Genomic DNA, 22,472 nt, shown 5'->3' on the forward strand with positions numbered 1-22,472 from the left:
CTCCACTCCTTTAGTTCATTAATCTTCTCACTGTATAAACATCTGGAATTTGTTTTATTTTATCCACTACTCGTTGTAAATGATTAATATTATGAATTTGTAGTGTAACGACTAATGTGGCCATTTTATTATTATCAACTTTAGCATTGACGCCGTTAATATTCGAAGTTAAGCTATTAATCACTTGCAAAATATCATTTAAAAGACCGTTGCGGTTATAGCCATATATTTCGATATCTACATTATAATCATTTTTCGCCTGAGAATCAGCATCTTCCCAGTCCACTTCAATTAATCGCTCTGGTTCGATAGCTTGAACATTTGGGCAATCTTGACGATGAATAGAAATCCCGCGACCTTTTGTAATATAACCGACTATATCATCACCTGGCACCGGATTACAACATCTGGATAGTCGAATTAATAGATTACCAACCCCTTGAACAACTACTCCTCCATTATGCTTAATCTTCAATTTCTCGTTGTTAGCATCGGAATTAGAGGGTTTATTTTCTGATTGAGTTAACAGTTTCTCCGTTTCTGCTTCAAGTTCACGTTCTTTTCGTAGTTTTTCCGTTAAGCGGTTCGCTACTTGTAAAGCTGTAATGCCATTATAACCAACTGCTGCAAACAAATCATCTTCATGCGAAAAGTTTAGTTTATCGGCTAATTTACGGAGATTTTCTGGCGTCATAATTTTTTTCGGCTCGAATCCAAGTTGTCTAATTTCTTTTTCAACTAAGTCGCGGCCTTTTTCGACATTCTCTTCTTTTGCTTGTCGTTTGAAAAATTGTTTAATTTTATTTCGTGCTTGAGAAGTTTGGACTAATTTTAGCCAGTCGCGGCTTGGACCATAAGAATGTTTGGACGTTAAAATATCAATAATATCGCCCGTTTTTAATTTATAATCGAGTGTCACAATTTTTCCATTAATTTTAGCCCCGATAGTTTTGTTTCCGATTTCGGTATGGACACGGTAGGCAAAGTCAAGTGGTACAGAGCCATTTGGCAACTCGTACACGTCTCCTTTTGGTGTAAATACATAAACAACATCCGAAAATAAGTCGAGTTTCAAACTTTCCATAAACTCTTCTGCATTATCCGATTCATTTTGATATTCTAAAATTTCTCGGAACCATGTTAATTTGTTATCGAATGAAGTCTTAGAATTGACGACTTTGCCTTCTTTATAGGCCCAATGCGCCGCAACCCCGTACTCAGCGATTTGGTGCATTTCGTGCGTTCTGATTTGAACTTCAAGAGGTTCGCCTTGAGGCCCTATAACCGTCGTGTGAATCGATTGATACATATTCGACTTCGGCATCGCAATATAATCTTTAAAGCGACCTGGCATCGGTTTCCAACGCGTATGAATAATACCAAGAACAGCATAGCAATCCTTGATACTACTAACGACAATTCGAACAGCGAGCAAATCATAAATTTCGTTAAATTGTTTATTTTGTTCACTCATTTTCCGGTAAATGGAATAAATATGTTTTGGTCTTCCCGAAATATCCGCTTGAATATTGAGTTCATCTAGATTTTCATTTACACCATCAATCACATCATGTAAGTATCGCTCTCTTGCATCCCGCTTTTGTTTCATTAAGTGGACGATGCGGTAGTATTGTTGTGGATTTAAATAGCGTAGCGCTGTGTCTTCGAGCTCCCATTTCACTCGCGAAATACCCAAACGATGTGCAAGGGGGGCAAAAATTTCTAACGTTTCATTGGCAATTCTACGTTGTTTTTCCACAGGCAAATGCTTTAATGTCCGCATATTATGCAAACGGTCCGCTAATTTGATCAAAATGACGCGAATATCCTGCGCCATCGCAATAAACATTTTTCGATGATTTTCAGCTTGTTGCTCTTCGTGTGATTTATATTTAATTTTACCAAGTTTCGTTACTCCGTCTACTAGCATAGCAACTTCACTGCCGAAGACTTCTTCTAAATCTGCTAGTGTGACTGGCGTATCTTCCACAACATCATGTAAAAATCCAGATGCAACAGTCGATGGATCCATTTTTAATTCGACTAAAATGCCGGCAACTTGAATTGGATGAATAATATACGGCTCACCTGATTTACGAAATTGCTCTTTATGAGAATCGCGCGCAAATTCATACGCTTTTTTTACAAGCGCTAGATGTTCCTGATTCATATAATGAGAAGCCATATCGATGACCTGCTCAGCTGTCAGATTTTGTTCTTTCGCCATTTACATTCACCCTCTTATCTCCCTGTCATATATACAACTTAAAAACACCCAAAAACTGAGTGTTCTAAAAAATATTCTTGTTTAATATTATAGCATGAGCCGTCTTTGTTTAGAAAGCACTTTTCCTTGATTTTTCACATTTTCTAGCAGTTTTCCGCTTTTTAAACAAAAAACTACCCCTAAAATAATAGGAGTAGTTTGATTTTTTATAATTGCATAAGAATCAAACGGTCGTAACCATTTAATTTTTTATGTCCTTCTAGTTCTTTTAGTTCGATTAAGAAAGCACAACCAGCTACAATACCGCCTAATTCTTCTACGAGTTTGATTGTTGCTTCGATTGTTCCACCAGTTGCAAGTAAATCATCCGTAATTAAAACGCGTTGACCAGGTTTAATTGCATCACTATGCATCGATAATTTATTCGTACCGTATTCTAAATCGTATTCCATTTCGATTGTTTCACGAGGAAGTTTTCCTGGTTTACGAACAGGCGCAAAACCAATTCCTAACGCATAAGCAACTGGGCAACCGATAATAAAGCCACGTGCTTCTGGTCCAACAATAATATCGATTTTTAATTCTTTTGCGTATTCCACAATTTTATCTGTAGCAAAACGATAAGCTTCTCCATCATTCATAAGGGGAGTGATGTCTTTAAATACAATCCCTTTTTTGGGCCAATCGTTCACAATCGCTACATAATCTTGTAAATCTTTAATTTCCATTTTCTAGTTCCTCCGCATTCGGGTAAATTGATGTTTCCATCATTGATTCCATCCAACTATGAAGTTCCGTATAGTTAGAGTACAACAGTTTTTTTCTTGTAGTTATTTCTTCTACCTTTTGTTGATAAATAATTGATTCGTCCAGATTACGTTTTTCAATGACTTCATTAATAATAATCTGACCACTTTCCATTTTAGCAAATTCTAAATCAAAAAACACCTTTGACATGAAATCTATTTGCTCTTTATTCCAGCCAAACTTTTGCATTAGCCGTGGTGTGTACTTTTCAATTGGAAATGGTTGGAATTTTTTAATGAGACTATATAACTCAGCAAAAGCTAACCGGTCTGGTATCGCCGGAATTTGATTCCCTTCCGCTGCATCAAAATGGACAAAAATACGTTCTGGTTTCGTTTCGCGAACAATCGTTTCCACTAATTCGGTCTTCGTTGGCATATCCGCAAAAACAAGTTCTTCTGTTTGGAAATCCGCCGTAAAATCAGCTTTTTCATCCACTAAAATATAGTTCTGTTCTCCAAGCGTACCAATCGTTCTTTCTTCAAAACAAACAAAAACTCTTGATTCTTTTTGTTCTTGGAGAATCCTAGCCCACTCAGATTTATTACGTACATCGAAAAGTTGCCAATGCGAGATGTGAATGTCCATCATACGTAGTTGTGGTTTTTTCACATTATTCCATTCATTGATGGATAATTCTCCGACCACATCAACAGCTGCATTAGGGGAGATTTTTTCTACCAAATCTCCTACACCAAATCCGATAGAATCTAAAGTGGCATCATTTTCCTCTGTAGCAAGCATTGTTTTTAGATGGGTTTTATCTGCCCCAATTCTTTTCGTTCCTTTTAAATGCATATTTTCTAACAAGAAAATCGGTTTAGGGTTATCCATTCCAAAAGGAGCTAATTTTTCAAGTTGAGCAATAAATGCTACGGAAACATCTGCAAGATTTATTTTCTCTTCTATTTTCAAGGCTGGGCGGAAATCTTCTTCAGAAAGAAAACTCGCTTCTTCTTGTAATTTAGCTTCTAATTCTGTTAGATTTTCAGCTGGCAATGTAAGACCCGCAGCCATTGGATGCCCACCAAATGCAGTCATTAAATCACGATGTTTATCAAGCGCTTGATACAAATGAAATGCATCAATGCTTCGACCAGATCCTTTGGCAATTCCAGTAACTGGATCAATTCCTAGTACAATCGCTGGACGAGAATATGTTCCAACTAATTTAGAAGCAACTATCCCTAAAATCCCTGTATTCCAACCCTCTCCGTAAACAACGAGCACATTTCCTAATGTTTCTTTTGCCTCAATTGTGTCCATTGCGAGCTTCGTTGTATCAACCACTATTTGTTTCCGTTCTTTATTCGCATCATCAATTTCTTCTGCTAAGAAAAGTGCTTCTTCTGGATCCTCTGTTAAAAGTAAATCCGCCGCTGGATCCGCTGGACCTAAACGGCCAACTGCATTCAGTCGTGGAGCTAAACCAAAGCCAATAGTTTCTTCCGTAGCCTCTTCTAACTTCAAACTAGCTTTTTTAGCTAACACTGAAAGTCCAAGGTTCGCGGACTCACGCAATTGACGCAATCCCAGTTGAACAAGTAGGCGATTTTCATCTGTTAAAGAAACTAAATCCGCCACAGTTCCTACTGCAACTAAATCAAGCAATTCTTTCGGTTCTTCTCCAAGCAAAGCATGCGATAACTTATAAGCAACACCCACACCCGCTAGTTCATCAAATGGATAAGCTGACATAGGATGCTTCGGGTGAATTACTGCCACAGCTTCCGGCATAACTTCCCGTGGTTCATGGTGATCCGTCACAATAACATCTAAACCAATCTCTTTGGCATGCGTCATTACTTCAAGCGCTGCAATACCATTATCAACAGTAATAATTAAATCCGTTCCTTGGTTTTTAGCCATATCGAACGCAGCAATATTTGGACCATAACCTTCCGTAAAGCGATTAGGAATATAAAATTCAGCATTAGCCCCTAAATGTCGCAGTGTTTTCATTAAGACGGCAATACTAGTAACTCCATCTGCGTCATAATCTCCGTAAACTAAAATCTGCTCATTTTGTTCTATCGCTTGTTTAATTCTAGCAACCGCAAGATCCATCTCAGCGAATAAAAATGGGTCATAGCTTTCATATTTTTCTGGGTGGAAAAATTTATCGAATTGTCCTTGCGTTGTAATTTTTCTTTTCCAAAGTAGTTTTGCAAGTGGAAGCGAAATTTTTAGCTGCTCTGCTAATTGGCCGGCTTTATCTTCCTCGGCTTCCTCGATATTCCATAAGTATTTTGAATGAATCACATTACCCCACCTCTCAACCTTCCTATTATATCGAAAATCACTAGAAAAACCAAGAGGAATCTTCCAAACAAAAAACGCCGACCTATTAAGTCAGCGCCAGCTTTTTATTTTGTTGGATCTATAATCTTTTCTGTATCACGTTTTTCTACTTTAGATGAATGTGTTTTCATTGCTTTAGCAGCTGCTAGTTGACGTTCTAATTCTGTTTTTTCGGATGTTAATTGTTTTACTTTTTTCTTCATTCCACGTGATTTCGCGATATTTAAGAAAAAGATAATTAAGCAACCGCAAAGAACAGAGCCTAAAATAATCAAAATTAATGGCCACTCCGCTTGCGCAAATAAAAAGTTTACTTCTACTGGGTCTACATTAATAACTGCAAAAATCGCAATAATAAGTGCTAAAATAATCCCCGCAATCACTTGCCATTGTACTTTGTTTTCTTTCATCTTTTCTCCTCCTTGCACAATTATCTTATTATTTACCCGTTTCCAACCTATTAAAAACGGCCGAATCTCTTTTTATGAAATTCGGCCGTTTATTTTTATACGACTGGTTGTCCGTTATTACGTGGTTTTTTCTTTTTAACGGTGTTAATTGGTCCTTTTTTACGTAGTTGCCTTGCTTTAAATACGTACCATAATTGCATCGCCATAAAGATGGAGGAGAACACACTCGAAACAAGTCCAACAAGTAAGGCGATGGAGAAGTTCAGAATAGACTCACTACCAAATAATACTAGTGCAAGTACGGTGAAAATAACCGTTAAAATAGTGTTAATAGAACGAGTGAATGTTTGTCGTAATGCTTTATTAACCGCATCCGCAATTTCTTCTTTCGTTTTGAAACGTTGCATCTTCATACTAATATCCCGTATCCGGTCGGCGGTAACTATCGTATCATTAATGGAATAACCGATAACCGTCAGCACTGCGGCAATGAAGGTTAAGTCAACCTCCAGCCTTGTTACACTGAAGAAAATGAAGATAATAAATGCGTCGAATAGTAAGGAAAGAATCGCCGCAATACCCATATAAAATTCAAACCGGACCGCAATATAAAGTACAATCAGCACAGACGCCACACCGAGTGCCCAGAAGCCATTTTTGGCAAGTTCTTTACCAACAGTTGGTGAAACGGTACTAATGCTTGGTTCGTGCTTATATTTGTCCTCAAAGTAGTTTTTAAATTTAGCTACGTCATTTTGTGATAATGTCCCTTTATAAGAAACAACGGCTGTTTTAGACCCTGATCCTTGGAAAACAATATCATCTGATGGCATATCAATTGCATCTAAATCTTTCTTAATTTGCGTTTCTGTCAGTGTTTGATTAGCTGTTACTTCCGCTCGTGTTCCACTGGCAAAGTCAATACCTAAATTCAGTTTAAATATGGATAAAATAACGATACCAACAATAACAATTGCAGCAAAAATGGATAAGAACAGACGATGATGTTTTACAAAGTCAAAACGGTCAAAGTGTGTTTTTAAGCTAAAGCTATTAATGCCCTCATGTAAATTATGGATATCTTTTCGTTTAACTGCAAAGAATCCTGGTTTATTATTAAGCCAATTACTTTTCACTAATAATCCTAATAAGAATCTTGATCCCCAAACGGCAGTCAAGAAGCTGACTAAAATACTAATGATTAGAACTGTAGCAAAACCTTTGATGGAACTTGTTCCAAAGTAGAAGAGAACCGCAGCTACGATAAGTGTCGTCAAGTTACCATCTAAAATCGCACGGAATGCTTCTTTACCGCCGACTTCAAAAGCCGCTTTCGTCGACCTACCGACTTTGATTTCTTCTTTTATCCGCTCGTAGGTTATTACGTTCGCGTCAACAGCCATACCTACCCCCAGAATTAACCCTGCAATCCCTGGTAAAGTAAGTGTTGCGTTAAGCAGACTCAGTATTAATAGTACTAAATAAGTGTATGCTACTAAAGTGATACAAGCAATAATACCTGGTAAACGGTAAACAGCCATCATGAAAATAAAGATAGCAATAACCCCAATAATACCAGCTAAAATTGTTTCTTGTAAGGCATCTTGCCCAAATTGAGCACCAACAGATGTCGAGTAAACTTCTTTCATTTTTACAGGGAGAGCACCAGAGTTCAGCAAATCAGCTAAATCTTTTGCTTCTTCCGTTGTGAAACTTCCGGAAATTTCTACTTTATCTGTATCGAGCACGCTACTAACGTTTGGTGCTGATAAGTAAGCTGGGTCTTTCTTCTCGCGTTCTGTTTTGTATTTTTGGCCTTCTTTCCAATCTAACCAAATAACTAATTGATTGTCAGGTGCCTCAGCCAAAATTGTTTTTGTTACACTAGCAAATTTGTCAGCACTTTTGAGTTTTAGAGTAACGATTGGATTATTGCTTGAATCGAAAGCTTGTTTGGCACCACCTGCAACTAAGTCACTACCATTCATCATCATCTTGTCATTTGCATCTCTAAATGATAATTGGGCTGTAGTGGATAACATTTTACGTGCTTCTTCCTGGTCAGTTACACCAGCAAGTTGAACACGAATACGGTTATCCCCTTCGATTTGAATACTTGGTTCAGCTACACCTAATGAATTGATACGCTTATCAAGTGAAGTTACCGTATCTGTCAACGTTTGTTTAGATACAGTCCCTTTCCCATCAGCTGGTGACACTTCATATAGAACTTCGAATCCCCCTTGAAGATCCAAGCCTAAGTTGATGTTTTGCATAACCATTTTTGCGGTACCAAATACAGCACCAAAGATAATTGCAACTACTAGAAAGAAAATAACTATCTTACTCTTTTTTACCATTTCTGTTTCGTTCCTCCCTCATCTAAACCATAACAAATCCCAGTCTAACAACAAATACTTCTATTTTATGTATGGAACTCAAGCATTTGCTAACAGGCTGTTAATCTTCCACATTTGGTTGAAGCATACTATCTGCTTGAGAAACATGGTTATTAGATTCTTGTTCAGCTGTTGTCATAATAAATTGCATTAATTGTCCAATATTCATTTGCATGACATCATTAATACGTTCATGCAAAGCAGGGGTTGGTTCATTCTTCCACTTTTCTTCTGTTAAAAATGCCCAAATGTGGCTTGCCTTGATTTCTCGGTAACCTAAGATATGAAAATCTTCCACTTTGATAGCTATGGCAGGTGCTAAATCTTCATACCATTCCGAAAATCTATCCATATCAAGTCGTCCCCTTTCTTAAACAATAAGCATATTCCCATTTTATCTAAAAAAAGCTTAAATGGGAAGTATAAGCTCTATTTTTTATGGTTAAAAAATGCCATTTCACCGTTTAAAGGGAAATGGCATTTTTATTTCAACTATTATTTGTTGTCTTCTACAACTTCCGTATCATCAGAAGCTGTTTCTGTTACAACTCCGTTACCTTTTTCAAGTACAGTTCTGATTGCATTACGGTCAAAAGTTAATTTGCTGTTTCCACATTTCAAAATGACTGTGCCATCTTCAATTGCTTCTACAATACCGTGAAGTCCACCAATGGTAATAATTTTATCACCTTTTGCTAAACTATTTTGCATATTTTGTACTTCTTTTTGACGTTTTTGTTGAGGTCTGATTAATAAGAAGTAAAACAAAACGATCATCAAGATAATTGGTATAAATGTTACAATACCGCCCATATTTTCCAACTCCTTTCGATACTTTATATATATTTAGAAATTTTTTGCATCAGGACGATTGAATCCATATTGCTCAAAAAATTCTTCCCTAAAATCAGCAAGACGATCTTCCATAATAGCGCCACGAACTTGCTTCATTAAGTTTAACAGAAAATGAAGATTATGATAAGTTGTAAGTCGAATTCCAAATGTTTCCTCACAACGAATCAAGTGTCGAATGTATGCACGTGAGTAATTTTTACAAGTATAACAGTCACAATTTTCATCAATTGGACGAAAATCATGGGTGAACTTAGCGTTTTTAATAACTAAGCGACCATTTGATGTCATACAAGTACCATTTCGTGCAATACGTGTGGGAAGAACACAGTCAAACATGTCCACTCCTCGAATCACGCCATCAATCAATGAGTCAGGCGAACCTACTCCCATTAAATAACGTGGTTTGTTCGTTGGTAATAGCGGTGTCGTATGTTCCAAAACGCGGTTCATAACGTCTTTCGGTTCGCCAACAGATAAACCGCCGATGGAGTAACCAGGAAAATCAAGTGAAACGAGGTCTTTCGCACTTTGCGCACGTAAATCTTCGTAAGCGCCACCTTGGACGATACCAAACAAACCTTGATCTTCTGGTCTTTCGTGCGCTTTTAAACCACGTTCAGCCCAGCGTGATGTTCTTTCTACTGATTTTTTCATATATTCATGCGATGCTGGATATGGTGGACATTCGTCGAAACTCATCATGATGTCTGATCCAAGCGCATTTTGAATTTGAATCGCTTTTTCTGGTGATAAGAAAAGTTTGTCTCCGTTTAAATGATTACGGAAATGAACGCCTTCTTCTTTGATATCACGCATTTTACTCAAACTAAACACCTGAAAACCACCTGAATCCGTTAAGATCGGTTGATCCCAGTTCATAAATTTATGTAATCCGCCCGCTTCTCGAATTAATTCTTCTCCCGGACGTAACCATAAATGATACGTATTACTTAAAATAATACCTGCACCCATTGCTTTTAATTCTTCGGGTGACATTGTTTTTACCGTTGCAAGTGTTCCAACTGGCATAAACATTGGAGTATCAAAAGTGCCGTGTGGTGTATGGATTTTACCAAGACGGGCACCTGTTTGTTTATCTGTTTTAATTAGTTCATAACGAATGGCAGACATGTGTTACCTCTTTCTTATTTACTCTATTCACTAGCATAACGAAAATTACCAATGAAAACAAGCTTTTCTGTTAATTTTTTCGCAATTTAATGGATAAACATGGCATCGCCAAAACTAAAGAAGCGATATTGTTGTTCTACAGCATGATTATACGCTGCTAAAATTTTCGTGCGGTCTGATAAAGCAGACACAAGCATAATTAATGTCGATTTCGGTAAATGGAAATTCGTTATTAGTGCATCTACTGCCTGAAAAGTATACCCTGGGGAAATGAAAATCTCTGTCCAACCTGATTCAGCCACTAGTTTACCGTCATGACGACTCGCAATGGTTTCTAATGTTCGGATAGAAGTCGTTCCAACTGCAACAACTTTTCCGCCATGTGCTTTGATTTTATTAATTCGCTCTGCAGATTCTTCTGTTAAACGATAAAATTCAGAATGCATTTTATGATTAGCAGTATCTTCTACGTCCACTGGGCGGAATGTACCAAGTCCTACATGAAGTGTCACGAAAATGATTTCTACACCTTTTGCGCTAATTTTCGCCAGTAAATCTTCTGTAAAATGAAGACCCGCTGTTGGCGCTGCTGCTGAACCATTCTCTTTCGCATAGACGGTTTGATAACGATCCTGATCAGCAAGTTGTTCTTTAATGTATGGTGGAAGTGGCATCTCGCCAAGTTGTTCTAAAACTTCATAAAAAATGCCTTCATAAGAAAATTCTAAAATCCGACCACCATGCTCGAGCTCTTCCAAGCAAGTTGCTTTTAAAGCGCCGTCACCAAAAGTAATGGTTGCACCTTTTCGAATTCTTTTGGCAGGTTTTACTAAAGTTTCCCATGCATTGCCTTCTTTTTGTTTCAAAAGGAGCACTTCAATATGCGCGCCAGTTTCATCTTTAATACCATGCAGCCTTGCTGGGAGAACGCGTGTGTCATTTAATACTAGCGCGTCCCCTTCGTTTAAATAGCTGATAATATCTGTAAAATGTTGATCTTTTATGTCACCTGACTCTTTATCAAGCACCATTAGTCGGCTTGAAGTCCGGTCTAATAGTGGGGTTTGTGCGATTAATTCTTCTGGTAAATCAAAATCGAAATCTTCTACTTTCATGCTTTATACCTCTTTTTCATAACTTATTCCTAAATGGTTATACGCCGTTTCAGTTGCAATTCTTCCTCGCGGCGTTCTTTGTAGAAAACCGATTTGTAGTAAATATGGTTCTTGCATATCTTCGATGGTTTCTCGTTCTTCTCCAATACTTGCAGCGATTGTATCCAGACCAACAGGACCGCCTCTAAACGATTGGATAATCGTATGCAAGAGCTTCTGGTCAATCGTATCTAACCCTCTTGGATCTACTTGGAGTAAAGTAAGTGCTTCTTTCGCTAGCTTTTCAGTTACCGTTCCATTTCCTCGAACTTGCGCGAAATCACGTACTCGTTTTAATAAACGATTGGCAATCCGCGGGGTTCCTCTTGAACGTCTCGCTATTTCACGCGCACCAAGATCATCAATTTTTGTATCTAAAATATTCGAAGTTCTGAGTACAATTTCGGTCAACTGTTCTTCTGTATAAAATTCTAAATGATCAATTACGCCAAAACGATCTCTAAGTGGTGCGGATAAGAGTCCAGCTCGTGTTGTTGCTCCAATCAACGTAAATGGTGGTAAATCTAAGCGGACCGAGCGCGCAGTTGGACCTGTTCCAATTACAATATCCAAGCAATAATCTTCCATTGCCGGATATAAAATCTCTTCAATCGCTCTCGATAAACGATGGATTTCATCAATAAATAAAACATCCCCTGGTTCAAGGCTTGTCAAAATGGTCGCTAAGTCACCTGGACGTTCAATAGCTGGTCCACTGGTTGTTTTAATTTGGCTACCCATTTCAGATGCAATGACCATCGCAAGGGTTGTTTTACCAAGTCCTGGAGGGCCATATAAAAGCACATGATCAAGCGCTTCATTTCGGAGCGTGGCTGCTTCTATAAAGACTGTTAAATTATTCTTTACTTTGTCTTGTCCTATATATTGTGAAAGGGTCTGTGGCCGCAAACTAGTTTCAAAAGATACTTCTTCTGCGTCTACCGTTTCACTTGAAATAATTCGTTCATCCATGCCACAAGCTCCTCTCTATTTTGTCATTAATTGTAGTGCTAGCTTGATATATGCGTCGCTTGTTAGGTCCGTTTCTTTCGCCAATTTTGGTATTACTTTTTTTAGTTCTCGCGTGCTATAGCCAAGCGCTTCTAAAGCTAATACAGCCTCTTCTAATTGCGGAGAAAGTCCAGCAACCATATCGTTTTCTGGTGCAACATAAACAATTTCACTTGCTACAACATCGGCTAGCTTGCCTTTTAAATCGAGAATGATTTGGCGTGCTGTTTTTTTACCAACACTAGGAAATTTAGTTAAATAAACATCGTCTTCGGATTCAATAGCAGAAATCAGTGGAACGACATCGCCTGAAGCAATAATAGCTAAGGCGCTTTTTGGTCCAATGCCCGAAACACTCAATAATTTTTTGAATAAATAACGTTCTTCTGTTGTTTGAAATCCGAATAGAGAAATATTATCCTCCCGCACATGTTGATACAAAAAGACTTGCGCTTCTGTACCTTCTAATCGTTGAAAGGAAAACGGGTTTCCTGTAATTATTTGATAGCCAATTTGTCCTGCCTCGACAACAATATATTCGGGTGTAATCGTCGTAACGGTTCCTTTTATGTAATCGTACAATTTATTCGTCCTCTCTTCATTTCACGTCATACATTATATGATAGCATAAAATGGAACGTCTGTACTAGTTTTTGTTCATAAAAGAAAAGCGCCTTTAGTTTACATAATAATATTATTGCCACCTTAAATAGATTCGATGCTTTTTTTAATGACTGCTACCGAATTTGCAAAAGCTTGTTGTTCTTGTTCATCTAATTTTAACGAGATGATTTCTTTTACACCATTTTGGCTTAAAACAGCTGGAACTCCGATGGCTAAGCCGCTTTCTCCATACTCACCATCAAGCACACAAGATACCGTCAATGCGCGCTGGCTACCACTAAAAATATGGCGACAAATCTCAACAATCGTACCGCCGATGCCATATTCTGTGCATCCTTTTTGGTGATAAATTTCAAAACCAGTGTCACGAGCAGTTTCACCAATCTTTTTCAAATCCAGTGCCTCGCCTAATTTTTCCATGCTATATTCATTTACAGGTTTACCGTAAATAGATGAATGTGACCAGACTGGAAACTGGGAATCACCGTGTTCTCCAAGGATAAAAGCATCGATGCTTTGCGCGGCAATATCTAGTTTCTCTGCAAGTAAACGACGTAATCTTGTTGTATCTAGCCAGACACCTGTTCCAAGTACTCGTTCTCTTGGTAAGCCAGACAATTTCCATACCTGATAGGTGATGATATCACATGGATTCGTTGCAATTAAGAATATGCCTTTAAATCCACCTTTCATCATTTCAGGAACAATACTTGAAACAATGCTTGAAGTACTTCTAAGTTCGTCTAGACGAGTTTGTCCTTCTTTTAAAGGTCCTGCTGTTACAGTAATTACAGCAATATCTACATCCGCACAATCACTTGCCTCACGAACTGTGATATCCATTTTCCCGGGCATAAACGCTGCGGCATCTGCCAAGTCTTTCCGATTTCCTTCTACGCGTTCTTTATTTAAATCTACGAGAATTAACTCTTCGACAAATTTTTGATTAACAAAGGCGTGTGCTGCAGCTGTCCCTACATTCCCTGCTCCAATTATCATTACTTTACGTGGTTTCATATTTTTTCCTCCTAGTGATTCATATAAAACACCCCTATTCAAATTGTCCGAAAAAGGGGTGTGTTGACTTAATTTATCTCTGCGTTCGTATAAACTTCTTGCACGTCATCATCATCTTCAAGCGCTTCTAACATTTTATCAAATTGTGTTTGGTGATTTTCTGCAACTTCATTATAAACCGTTGGAAACATGGACAATTCAGCAGTAGCAAAAGTATAACCAGCTTCTTGCAAGGTCTCTTTCACTTCTGGAAAAAGAGCCGGATCTGTAAAAATTTCAAATACATCCTCGCTTACTTCCACATCATCCGCCCCTGCTTCAATAGCCTCCAGCATGAATTCTTCTTCGTCCACATCTAAACCTTCGCGTAAAATAACAAGATAACCTTTACGATCGAACATATAGCTTACACTACCGGTTTCACCAAGACTTCCACCGTTTTTATTAAAAGCTACACGAACGTTGGTGCTCGTACGATTTTTATTATCTGTAAGCGCATGGACAAGTACCGCAATTCCTCCCGGCGCATATCCTTCATAGGTTACTTCATCATAATTTTCGCCACTCGTATTACCTGCAGCTTTATCAATAGCTCGCTTAATATTATCGTTCGGCATGTTGACCGCTTTTGCTTTATCCATAACTAATCGGAGCGACGGGTTTAAACTCGGATCAGGACCTTTTTTCGCTGCAACAAAAATTTCTCTCGCTAATTTTTGGAATACTTTGGAACGCTTGGAATCTTGTGCATTTTTTCGACCTTGAATATTATTCCATTTTGAATGTCCTGACATATATTTCACTCCTTTTAGATTTAGTAAAGCTTTTCTCCTACAAATTCTAACGTAAAAAGGGAGGAATCGCAATAAAAAAGTTACCGCAAAAATTGCGATAACTCTTTATTTAAGTCGTTTGTAAGCGGTGAACGTGATAGGTTCCGAGTTTATTTGCCGTTCCACCTAAAAGTGTTATTTCATCAAGCGCATTAGTTACGAGTGTTTCTTTTCCTTCTGAAAGCACATCAATCAAGAAAAAGTACTCGCCTAATGAGGTTTTAAGCGGTCTTGATTCGATTTTACTTAAATCAATATCCCGCCAAGCAAACGTAGATAAGACTTTATGTAACGCACCTGGCATATTGTTAGGCAAAATAACAGAAATAGACGTTTTTTCTTCTTCTTTTGGTAATAAAATCGAAACAGGTTTACGGCTTAAAACAAAAAATCTTGTTTGATTTAATTCCAAGTCTTGCGCATTTTCTTGGACGATTTCAAGCCCGTACTCATTCGCCGCCATGCGTGGTGCAATAGCTGCGACAAGTTCTGTCGGATTATTACTAACCCATTTTGCAGCATAGGCGGTTGAAGGTGTAACTTCACGCTCTACTCCATATAATTCTGCTTGAAGAAATGTATGACACTGTGCAAGTGCTTGTGGATGGGACATTACTTTTTGTACTGATTTCCAAGCGGACACGTGTGCTGGATGAACCATTAAATGTTGCGCGATTGGGAGAACAATCTCCGCTACTACAGGGACACTTGAAAAATGAAATAAGTAGTCCAGCGTGATATTAACGCTTCCTTCAATCGTATTTTCAATTGGAACAACAGCCACGTCCACATCTTCTTTTTCAATCGCCATAATACAATCTGGAATCGTGCTCTTTGCTATCATCTCTTCTTTTGGAAAAGCCTTCGCTGCTGCCGCATGTGTAAAAGATGCTGCTGGGCCTAAATAAGCAATTTTCATTTTCAACTCTCCTTTTATCGTAGCTAGGAAAAAAGCGTGCGCCAACTAATTGGCGCAGCACTTTGTTTAATCCATAAATTCAAATTCATAATCAAGCAAGCGAACGATATCGCCGTCTTTAGCACCACGTTTTCTAAGTGCCTCATCGACACCCATTGCACGAAGTTGACGAGCAAAACGACTAATAGATGCATCACGCTCGAAGTTTGTCATCGTAAATAAACGTTCAATTTTTGCACCACTTAGTACAAAAGTACCGTCTGGCTCTCTAGAAATCTCGAAGTCAGGTTCCTCAGCAACATATTTGTAAAGAACTGTATCTTCGTCTTCTTGTTCCAAAATTTCATTAAGTGGAAATTCTGGTGTTGTTTCTAATTTATCAGCAATAGCGAGAAGTAATTCGCGAAGTCCCGTTTTTGTTACTGCAGAAATTGGAAACACAGGAATATCCTCAGCAATTTTTGTTTTAAATTCGTTTAAATTTTCTTCTGCATCTGGCATATCCATTTTATTTGCTACAATTATTTGTGGACGTTCCATTAAGCGCAAGTTGTATTGTTCTAATTCATTATTGATAGCCATATAATCTTCATAAGGTACGCGCCCTTCTGAGCCTGACATATCGATGACATGAACGATTACACGTGTTCTTTCGATATGACGTAGGAATTGATGCCCTAAACCAACACCTTGGCTAGCACCTTCAATTAGACCCGGTAAATCGGCCATAACAAAGCTTCGACCATCGCCTGCATCAACCATTCCTAAGTTAGGAACAATCGTTGTAAAGTGATACGCAGCAATTTTTGGTCTCGCAGCAGAAACAACAGATAATAAGGTTGATTTACCAACACTTGGGAAACCAACTAAACCAACATCTGCCAACACTTTAAGTTCTAATTGTACATTTCGTTCTTGTCCAGGTTCTCCGTTTTCAGAAAGTTCTGGAGCCGGATTTGCTGGTGTTGCAAAGCGTTTATTACCACGTCCGCCACGTCCAGCTTTTGCAATAACCGCGCGTTGACCATGTGCTACTAAATCAGCAATAATCTCACCCGTATCAATATCTTTCACAATAGTTCCTTGTGGTACTTTGACAACCAAATCTTCTGCGCCGCGCCCATGCATACTTTTACTCATGCCGTGTTCGCCGTGCTCGGCTTTAAAGATTCGTTTAAAACGGAAATCTACCAATGTGCGCAGACCTTCATCCACAACAAATACAACGTCCGCTCCTTTACCACCGTCACCGCCAGCAGGACCACCGTTTGGTACAAATTTTTCGCGACGGAATGCTACCATACCGTCCCCACCATTACCAGCTTTTACATATATCTTAACCTGATCTACAAACATAATTTTTATATTCTCCCGTTCCTTAAAAGTCTTATCTTTCATTATAACGAACAAACTATACATCTGTCACTATATTTATTTCTATTTCCAAATATTTATTTGATTTACCTAACAAAAAAGCACCAAATGCTTTTACACATTTGGCGCATCTTTTAACAATTATTTAAAGGCTTGTGCAGCTTTGACAGCTTTATGCCAGCCTTCATATAAATCTTCTCTTTGTTCGTCTTTCATTTCTACTTCAAAACGTTTGTCTAGTTTCCAATGTTTTTTAATTTCGTTTTTGTCTTTCCAAACGCCAACTGCCAGACCTGCTAAGAAAGCTGCTCCTAATACAGTTGTTTCTTTGTTTTCTGGGCGCTCTACTGGAACACCTAGAATATCGGATTGGAATTGCATTAAGAAATTATTTGCAGAAGCTCCGCCATCCACGCGTAATGTTTTTAAGCTAATACCAGAATCTTGCTCCATTGCATAAAGCACGTCTCTTGTTTGATAAGCAAGAGATTCCAAAGTCGCGCGGATAAACTGTTCTTTTTCTGTACCACGAGTTAATCCAAATACAGCTCCACGAACATCTGAATCCCAGTAAGGCGCACCTAAACCAACGAACGCTGGCACAACGTACACACCGTCACTTGATTCAATTCGACTTGCATAGTTTTCAGAATCACTTGATTGACGTACCATACGCAAGCCATCACGTAACCACTGAATAGCAGAACCTGCAACGAAAATACTACCTTCAAGTGCATACTCCACTTTGCCATCAATACCCCAAGCAAGTGTTGTTAATAGACCATTTTCAGAACGTACAGCTTTTTCCCCGGTGTTCATGAGTAAGAAACAACCAGTTCCGTAAGTATTTTTCGCCATCCCTTTTTCAAAACAACCTTGTCCGAATAAAGCGGCTTGTTGGTCACCAGCAATACCCGCAACCGGCACTTCTTCACCAAAGAAGTGATATGGCACCGTGTTCGCATATACTTCAGAAGATGGACGAACTTCTGGCAACATCGCTTTCGGGATATTAAGCATTTTTAGAAGCTCATCATCCCACTCTAAATCATAAATATTATAAAGAAGTGTACGTGAAGCATTGGAATAGTCGGTAATATGAGCTCGACCACCAGTTAATTTCCAAACTAACCACGTATCAATCGTCCCAAAAAGAAGCTCTCCTTTTTCGGCACGTTCTTGAGCGCCATCTACATGGTCCAAAATCCAGCGAGCTTTTGTTCCCGCAAAGTATGGATCGATTAAAAGACCGGTTTTAGAGCGAATGGTATCTTCATAGCCATCTTTACGTAATTGTTTACAAATATCTTCTGTTTGACGAGATTGCCAAACAATCGCATTATAAATTGGGTTTCCGCTTTCTTTATCCCAAATAACGGTTGTTTCACGTTGGTTTGTAATACCAATCCCAGCAATTTCTTTAGAAGAAATATTTGTTTTTAGTAATACGCCTGCAATGACTGCTAAAATCGAAGCCCAGATTTCATTGGCACTATGTTCTACCCAGCCTGGCTTGGGGAAAATTTGATCAAATTCTTCTTGCGCAACACCAATTACTTCTCCTTCTTCGTCAATAATCATCGCTCTTGAACTTGTTGTCCCTTGATCCAGTGCTAAAATATATTTCTTTTTCATGTAAAATTCCTCCTCTAGTTTTAAGTACAACGAAAGCCCGTAGACTTCCGCTTAGAGCTAGTTATCCTCCTAGCTTATGCTAAATCTTTTTTCTTGTCGAGTTGCATCGTTAGAATAATAATTAAAACAAATAAAACTGCGAATACCCAGAACCACATTCCTAGTTCCCCGTTAATAATAGCATTATACCCTAAAGCTCCGAGTGCACCACCCATAATTGGTCCAATAACTGGAACCCATGAGTATCCCCAATCTGATCCACCTTTACCAGAAATCGGCCAAACAAAATGCGCGATTCTTGGACCAAGGTCACGAGCTGGGTTGATGGCATAACCTGTAGTTCCACCAAGAGACATCCCGATAGCTACGATTAACGCACCAACAACAAGTGGATTTAATCCATCTGAAAAGGAATTAGCACCTAGTGATAGTAATCCAAATACTAAAATAAAAGTACCTAATGCTTCACCAAAAAAGTTAGATGTAAAATGGCGAATAGCTGGCGCCGTTGCAAAAACACCTAGTTTTGTTGGTTTGTCTTCTGTTTGTTTCCAGTGAGGATAGTAATGTAACCAAATTAGCGTAGCCCCGATAAATGCCCCGATAAACTGAGCAAGAATATACGGCAATACGTAATTCCACGGGAAAGCACCTGCAAGCGCCATACCAATAGTTACAGCAGGGTTAAGATGGGCCATACTCATATATCCTGAAACATATACACCCATTGTAACACCTAGCCCCCAAGCTAAAGTAATAACGACCCAGCCGCCATTCTCCGCTTTAGATCTTTTCAGTGAAACGCCTGCTACGACACCAGCACCTAAAATAATTAGGATAGCCGTACCAATGACTTCACCTAGAAATTGTGTTGCTAAACTTGTGTCAATCATCTTTTCCAACTCCTTCTTCTTGCTTATTTGTAACATCGGAATTTTAACACTTACTAGTCCCCTTACATTCCGATTATCAATTAACTTCAAAAAAAGAATGACAATCAAAACGTAGGCACACTAGTACCCTTGCATCGTTTCGATTGTCATCTCTTCTCCTGACATGTTAATTAACTTGAGTCTATTTAATCATATCAAGAAAACGCTGTCAATCAAACGACTTGTCCTATTTTTCACAATGTCTTTTCATCTGCCTCTTTACATTTACCCCAATTCACGAGAGTTATAACCCATTTTAAAAGAAATTAATTCACAAAGATGAAAACACAAAAAAACCGCCACAAGTGACGGTTTTAAATTTGTATTTAAGCTTCTTGTACTTCAGGATAAACGCTAACTTTTTTCTTGTCGCGTCCCATACGTTCGAAACGTACAACGCCGTCAGTTTTAGCGAATAAAGTATCATCGCCGCCACGTCCTACGTTAGTTCCTGGATAGATTTTAGTACCACGTTGACGGTAAAGGATAGATCCACCAGTAACAAATTGTCCGTCCGCACGTTTTGCACCTAAACGTTTTGATTCAGAGTCACGTCCGTTAGAAGTCGAACCGCCACCCTTTTTGTGCGCAAAATGTTGAATATCAAATTTTAACATGAAATTCCACCTCCTATTTGGAGTTAATTTTTATATGATCAGGATAGCTGTGCGCTAATGACCTTAGTTGATTTTCCATCCCTGTAAGCAAGATTTGTACCACGTCATCTCCAACATAATCAGCAGGCACAGAATAGTAAAGGTAACCCTCCGACTCTTCTATTACAGGCTCAAAATCACGTACTTCCGAAATAGCATTCACCATTCCAAAAGCAATAGAGGAAGCTCCTGCACATACCAAATCACTGCCATGTTCGGCAAAATCGGCGTGTCCACTCATTGTAAAAGAAATTATTTGGTTGTCTTCTCGCATAACATCGACTTGAATCATTGTTTTCGTCCTTTCAAATTAAGCATTGATTGCATCAATAGTTAATTTTGTGTAAGGTTGACGATGACCTTGTTTTTTGTGGTAGTTCTTTTTCGGTTTATATTTATAAACTGTCAATTTCTTCGCACGGCCTTGTTTTTCAACTTTAGCTGTTACAGTTGCTCCTTCCACGAATGGAACGCCAACTTTAGCGGAATCTCCACCTACGAATAGAACTTTGTCAAAAGTAACAACATCACCAACTTCACCTGCTAATTTCTCAACATAGATCTCTTGGCCTGCTTCTACTTTGATTTGTTTCCCACCTGTTTCAATAATTGCGTACATACTTGCACCTCCTCATATACTAAGACTCGCCATCACAGGGGATTTACACGAAGTAAACACTTGACCCAGCTCTGTGCGGTTGTAGCTTGGTGCGCTACAAACATAACAGTAAAATGATAGCATAGGCAACCTGCCTATGTCAACCAATTGTTGATTTTAGTTCTCCACTCGCGCAATTTGATAAAATGGGACTCTTTCATCCGCCACTTCCCAATCAATTGGCGCATTGTTAAACGTATTCAAATCTAAAAATGCATCTAAAACATCTTCTGTTGTGATAATTTGAATACTATTTGGCTCATTTTGCATAATACCAGAAAGTTCTCGTTCTAATTCAAAAGCCAGCGTCTCTTTAGATGCCACATGACCCGTCGCGTAACAAACTGGACAAGGTATCGTTGTCATTTCTAAAAATGATTGTTGCTTCTTGCGTCTTGTCAATTGTAGTAACCCTGACTGCGAAAGTGCAGCAACTTGTGTTGTAATGTATTCTTCTCGAGTTTGGCTCTCTAACGCCTCGTATAGCTCCGTGTAGCCTGCTTCTGACATTCCACCAATGAAGTCTACCAAAATCATCCCACTCATATTACGTAATCTAATTTGTCGAAGGATTTCTGGAACTGCTTTAAGATTTACCAATTCTACTGTTTTTTCTTTTACTGTAGTACCCTTGAACTTACCGGAGTTTACATCAACTACCCACATTGCCTCTGTTTTTTCAATAAACAAAGAAGAACCATTACTCAAATGAACAACTGGGCGTGCTAGTCTATCCATTTGCGCTTTAATTCCCAAATCAGCAAATAAATCTGCGTTCTTTTTTAAAGTGATTTGCAGATTTGGCCATGTAGTTTCTAGCATTTTTGCAAACTCAAAATCATCCGTAATTATTTCTGATGGTGTATATCTTTGAATGAATTGCTTTGTATTAGTCCAGATTCCAGAAGTTGCCGCTAAAAGTAGTCCCGGTTTTTTCCGTTTGCTTGCTTCTTTTAATAATGTTTGGTGTTTATCTCTTGCTTCAAGTAAAGCTTGTTGTAATTGTTCTTTCGTCGCAAATTCTGCATTCGATCGAATAATTAATGCTTCATTTTCTTCTACCAACGTTTCCATTATTTTTTTTAATGTTATTTTATCTGCTATTCTTTTAGAAACAGAAATGTATTCTTTACCATACAAATAAATCAGCAAATCACTAGAATATTCCAGCACAGCGGTTAGTAACGGAAGTTTCGTTACACTACCTTCCCGAACAATTTGAACAGGGATTTTGGAGCCTTGTGTTTTATCATAGCTTGCCGGAATATCTTTTAAATGGATGAAACCTTTGTTATTATTACCTAAATCAACAAAAGCGGCTTCCATTTTTCGGTCAATCTTTTGAATAAATCCATAATAAATATCGCCAACCTGAACTTTTTCAGAAGGTCGGACAATTTCGATATCTATTAACAAATCATCTTCCATTACCGCTGCTCGCTTTTCTATAGGAGCCGCGCTTACCACTAGCTTTTTCATCCAATCACCTTTTATAAAGACCCTTCATCTAAAAGATAAAGGGTCTGATT

21 protein-coding genes and 1 other annotated feature are annotated in these 22,472 nt (G+C 38.4%); all 21 genes read right to left on the bottom strand.

Translation table 11 applies throughout. The features are described from left to right. Positions 1-10 precede the first annotated feature (10 nt). The 21 genes from HRK21_RS13315 to HRK21_RS13415 all read right to left on the bottom strand — a co-directional run bounded on the left by HRK21_RS13315 (position 11) and on the right by HRK21_RS13415 (position 22,422). Positions 11-2,227 carry a RelA/SpoT family protein gene (locus HRK21_RS13315; RefSeq protein WP_003739001.1) on the bottom strand — a complete coding sequence of 739 codons (2,217 nt, stop codon included), beginning with the start codon at positions 2,225-2,227 and terminating at the stop codon, positions 11-13. A gap of 206 nt (positions 2,228-2,433) precedes the next feature. Continuing rightward, entirely contained in the window at positions 2,434-2,955 is a 522-nt protein-coding gene (locus tag HRK21_RS13320; protein WP_003727399.1) for an adenine phosphoribosyltransferase, read from the bottom strand. Continuing rightward, positions 2,945-5,296, bottom strand: a complete 2,352-nt coding sequence (recJ, locus tag HRK21_RS13325; RefSeq protein ID WP_070006702.1) for a single-stranded-DNA-specific exonuclease RecJ — start codon at positions 5,294-5,296, stop codon at positions 2,945-2,947. The genes HRK21_RS13320 and recJ overlap by 11 nt, the downstream gene beginning before the upstream one ends. A 104-nt stretch (positions 5,297-5,400) precedes the next feature. Then, the gene (locus HRK21_RS13330; RefSeq protein WP_069888768.1) at positions 5,401-5,745 is read right to left on the bottom strand and encodes a LapA family protein; all 345 of its coding nucleotides are present in this window, start codon (positions 5,743-5,745) and stop codon (positions 5,401-5,403) included. Positions 5,746-5,840: 95 nt separating this feature from the next. Beyond that, positions 5,841-8,105, bottom strand: a complete 2,265-nt coding sequence (gene secDF, locus HRK21_RS13335; protein ID WP_070006703.1) for a protein translocase subunit SecDF — start codon at positions 8,103-8,105, stop codon at positions 5,841-5,843. A 100-nt stretch (positions 8,106-8,205) separates the two neighbouring features. Then, a complete protein-coding gene (locus HRK21_RS13340; protein WP_070006704.1) occupies positions 8,206-8,496 on the bottom strand; it encodes a post-transcriptional regulator in 291 nt (96 codons plus the stop codon). A 143-nt stretch (positions 8,497-8,639) separates the two neighbouring features. Beyond that, complete coding sequence (gene yajC, locus HRK21_RS13345; RefSeq protein WP_003739005.1) at positions 8,640-8,957, bottom strand: preprotein translocase subunit YajC; 318 nt, start codon at positions 8,955-8,957, stop codon at positions 8,640-8,642. A 33-nt stretch (positions 8,958-8,990) separates the two neighbouring features. Continuing rightward, complete coding sequence (gene tgt / locus HRK21_RS13350; RefSeq protein ID WP_070006705.1) at positions 8,991-10,130, bottom strand: tRNA guanosine(34) transglycosylase Tgt; 1,140 nt, start codon at positions 10,128-10,130, stop codon at positions 8,991-8,993. 86 nt (positions 10,131-10,216) lie between these two features. Beyond that, positions 10,217-11,245, bottom strand: coding sequence for a tRNA preQ1(34) S-adenosylmethionine ribosyltransferase-isomerase QueA (gene queA, locus HRK21_RS13355; RefSeq protein WP_003739007.1), 1,029 nt, complete (start codon positions 11,243-11,245; stop codon positions 10,217-10,219). A gap of 3 nt (positions 11,246-11,248) precedes the next feature. Next, entirely contained in the window at positions 11,249-12,256 is a 1,008-nt protein-coding gene (gene ruvB / locus HRK21_RS13360; protein WP_003739008.1) for a Holliday junction branch migration DNA helicase RuvB, read from the bottom strand. Between the two features lie 15 nt (positions 12,257-12,271). Beyond that, positions 12,272-12,877 carry a Holliday junction branch migration protein RuvA gene (gene ruvA, locus HRK21_RS13365; RefSeq protein ID WP_003739009.1) on the bottom strand — a complete coding sequence of 202 codons (606 nt, stop codon included), beginning with the start codon at positions 12,875-12,877 and terminating at the stop codon, positions 12,272-12,274. A 123-nt stretch (positions 12,878-13,000) separates the two neighbouring features. Beyond that, positions 13,001-13,936: an L-lactate dehydrogenase gene (locus tag HRK21_RS13370; protein ID WP_070006706.1), complete on the bottom strand. Its 936-nt coding sequence runs from the start codon at positions 13,934-13,936 to the stop codon at positions 13,001-13,003. A gap of 68 nt (positions 13,937-14,004) precedes the next feature. Beyond that, complete coding sequence (locus HRK21_RS13375; protein WP_069888763.1) at positions 14,005-14,730, bottom strand: YebC/PmpR family DNA-binding transcriptional regulator; 726 nt, start codon at positions 14,728-14,730, stop codon at positions 14,005-14,007. A 109-nt stretch (positions 14,731-14,839) separates the two neighbouring features. Further along, a complete protein-coding gene (pheA, locus tag HRK21_RS13380) occupies positions 14,840-15,688 on the bottom strand; it encodes a prephenate dehydratase (protein WP_003739012.1) in 849 nt (282 codons plus the stop codon). 66 nt (positions 15,689-15,754) lie between these two features. After that, positions 15,755-17,044: a GTPase ObgE gene (gene obgE, locus HRK21_RS13385; RefSeq protein WP_003724114.1), complete on the bottom strand. Its 1,290-nt coding sequence runs from the start codon at positions 17,042-17,044 to the stop codon at positions 15,755-15,757. 159 nt (positions 17,045-17,203) lie between these two features. Next, positions 17,204-18,697: a glycerol kinase GlpK gene (glpK, locus tag HRK21_RS13390; protein WP_003739013.1), complete on the bottom strand. Its 1,494-nt coding sequence runs from the start codon at positions 18,695-18,697 to the stop codon at positions 17,204-17,206. A gap of 74 nt (positions 18,698-18,771) precedes the next feature. Then, the gene (locus HRK21_RS13395) at positions 18,772-19,590 is read right to left on the bottom strand and encodes an MIP/aquaporin family protein (protein ID WP_003736688.1); all 819 of its coding nucleotides are present in this window, start codon (positions 19,588-19,590) and stop codon (positions 18,772-18,774) included. A gap of 365 nt (positions 19,591-19,955) precedes the next feature. Next, positions 19,956-20,246: a 50S ribosomal protein L27 gene (gene rpmA / locus HRK21_RS13400; protein WP_003726866.1), complete on the bottom strand. Its 291-nt coding sequence runs from the start codon at positions 20,244-20,246 to the stop codon at positions 19,956-19,958. Between the two features lie 13 nt (positions 20,247-20,259). Further along, positions 20,260-20,577: a ribosomal-processing cysteine protease Prp gene (locus tag HRK21_RS13405; protein WP_070006707.1), complete on the bottom strand. Its 318-nt coding sequence runs from the start codon at positions 20,575-20,577 to the stop codon at positions 20,260-20,262. Positions 20,578-20,595: 18 nt separating this feature from the next. Continuing rightward, on the bottom strand, positions 20,596-20,904 hold the full coding sequence (gene rplU / locus HRK21_RS13410; RefSeq protein WP_003726868.1) for a 50S ribosomal protein L21: 309 nt from the start codon (positions 20,902-20,904) through the stop codon (positions 20,596-20,598). 12 nt (positions 20,905-20,916) lie between these two features. After that, positions 20,917-20,995, bottom strand: a sequence feature (ribosomal protein L21 leader region). A 65-nt stretch (positions 20,996-21,060) separates the two neighbouring features. After that, positions 21,061-22,422 (bottom strand): ribonuclease E/G, encoded by a 1,362-nt coding sequence (locus HRK21_RS13415; RefSeq protein WP_070006708.1) that lies wholly within the window; start codon positions 22,420-22,422, stop codon positions 21,061-21,063. Positions 22,423-22,472 lie beyond the last annotated feature (50 nt).

The sequence above is a fragment of the Listeria monocytogenes genome, from assembly GCF_013282665.1.
Classification (GTDB): Bacteria; Bacillota; Bacilli; order Lactobacillales; family Listeriaceae; genus Listeria; species Listeria monocytogenes_C.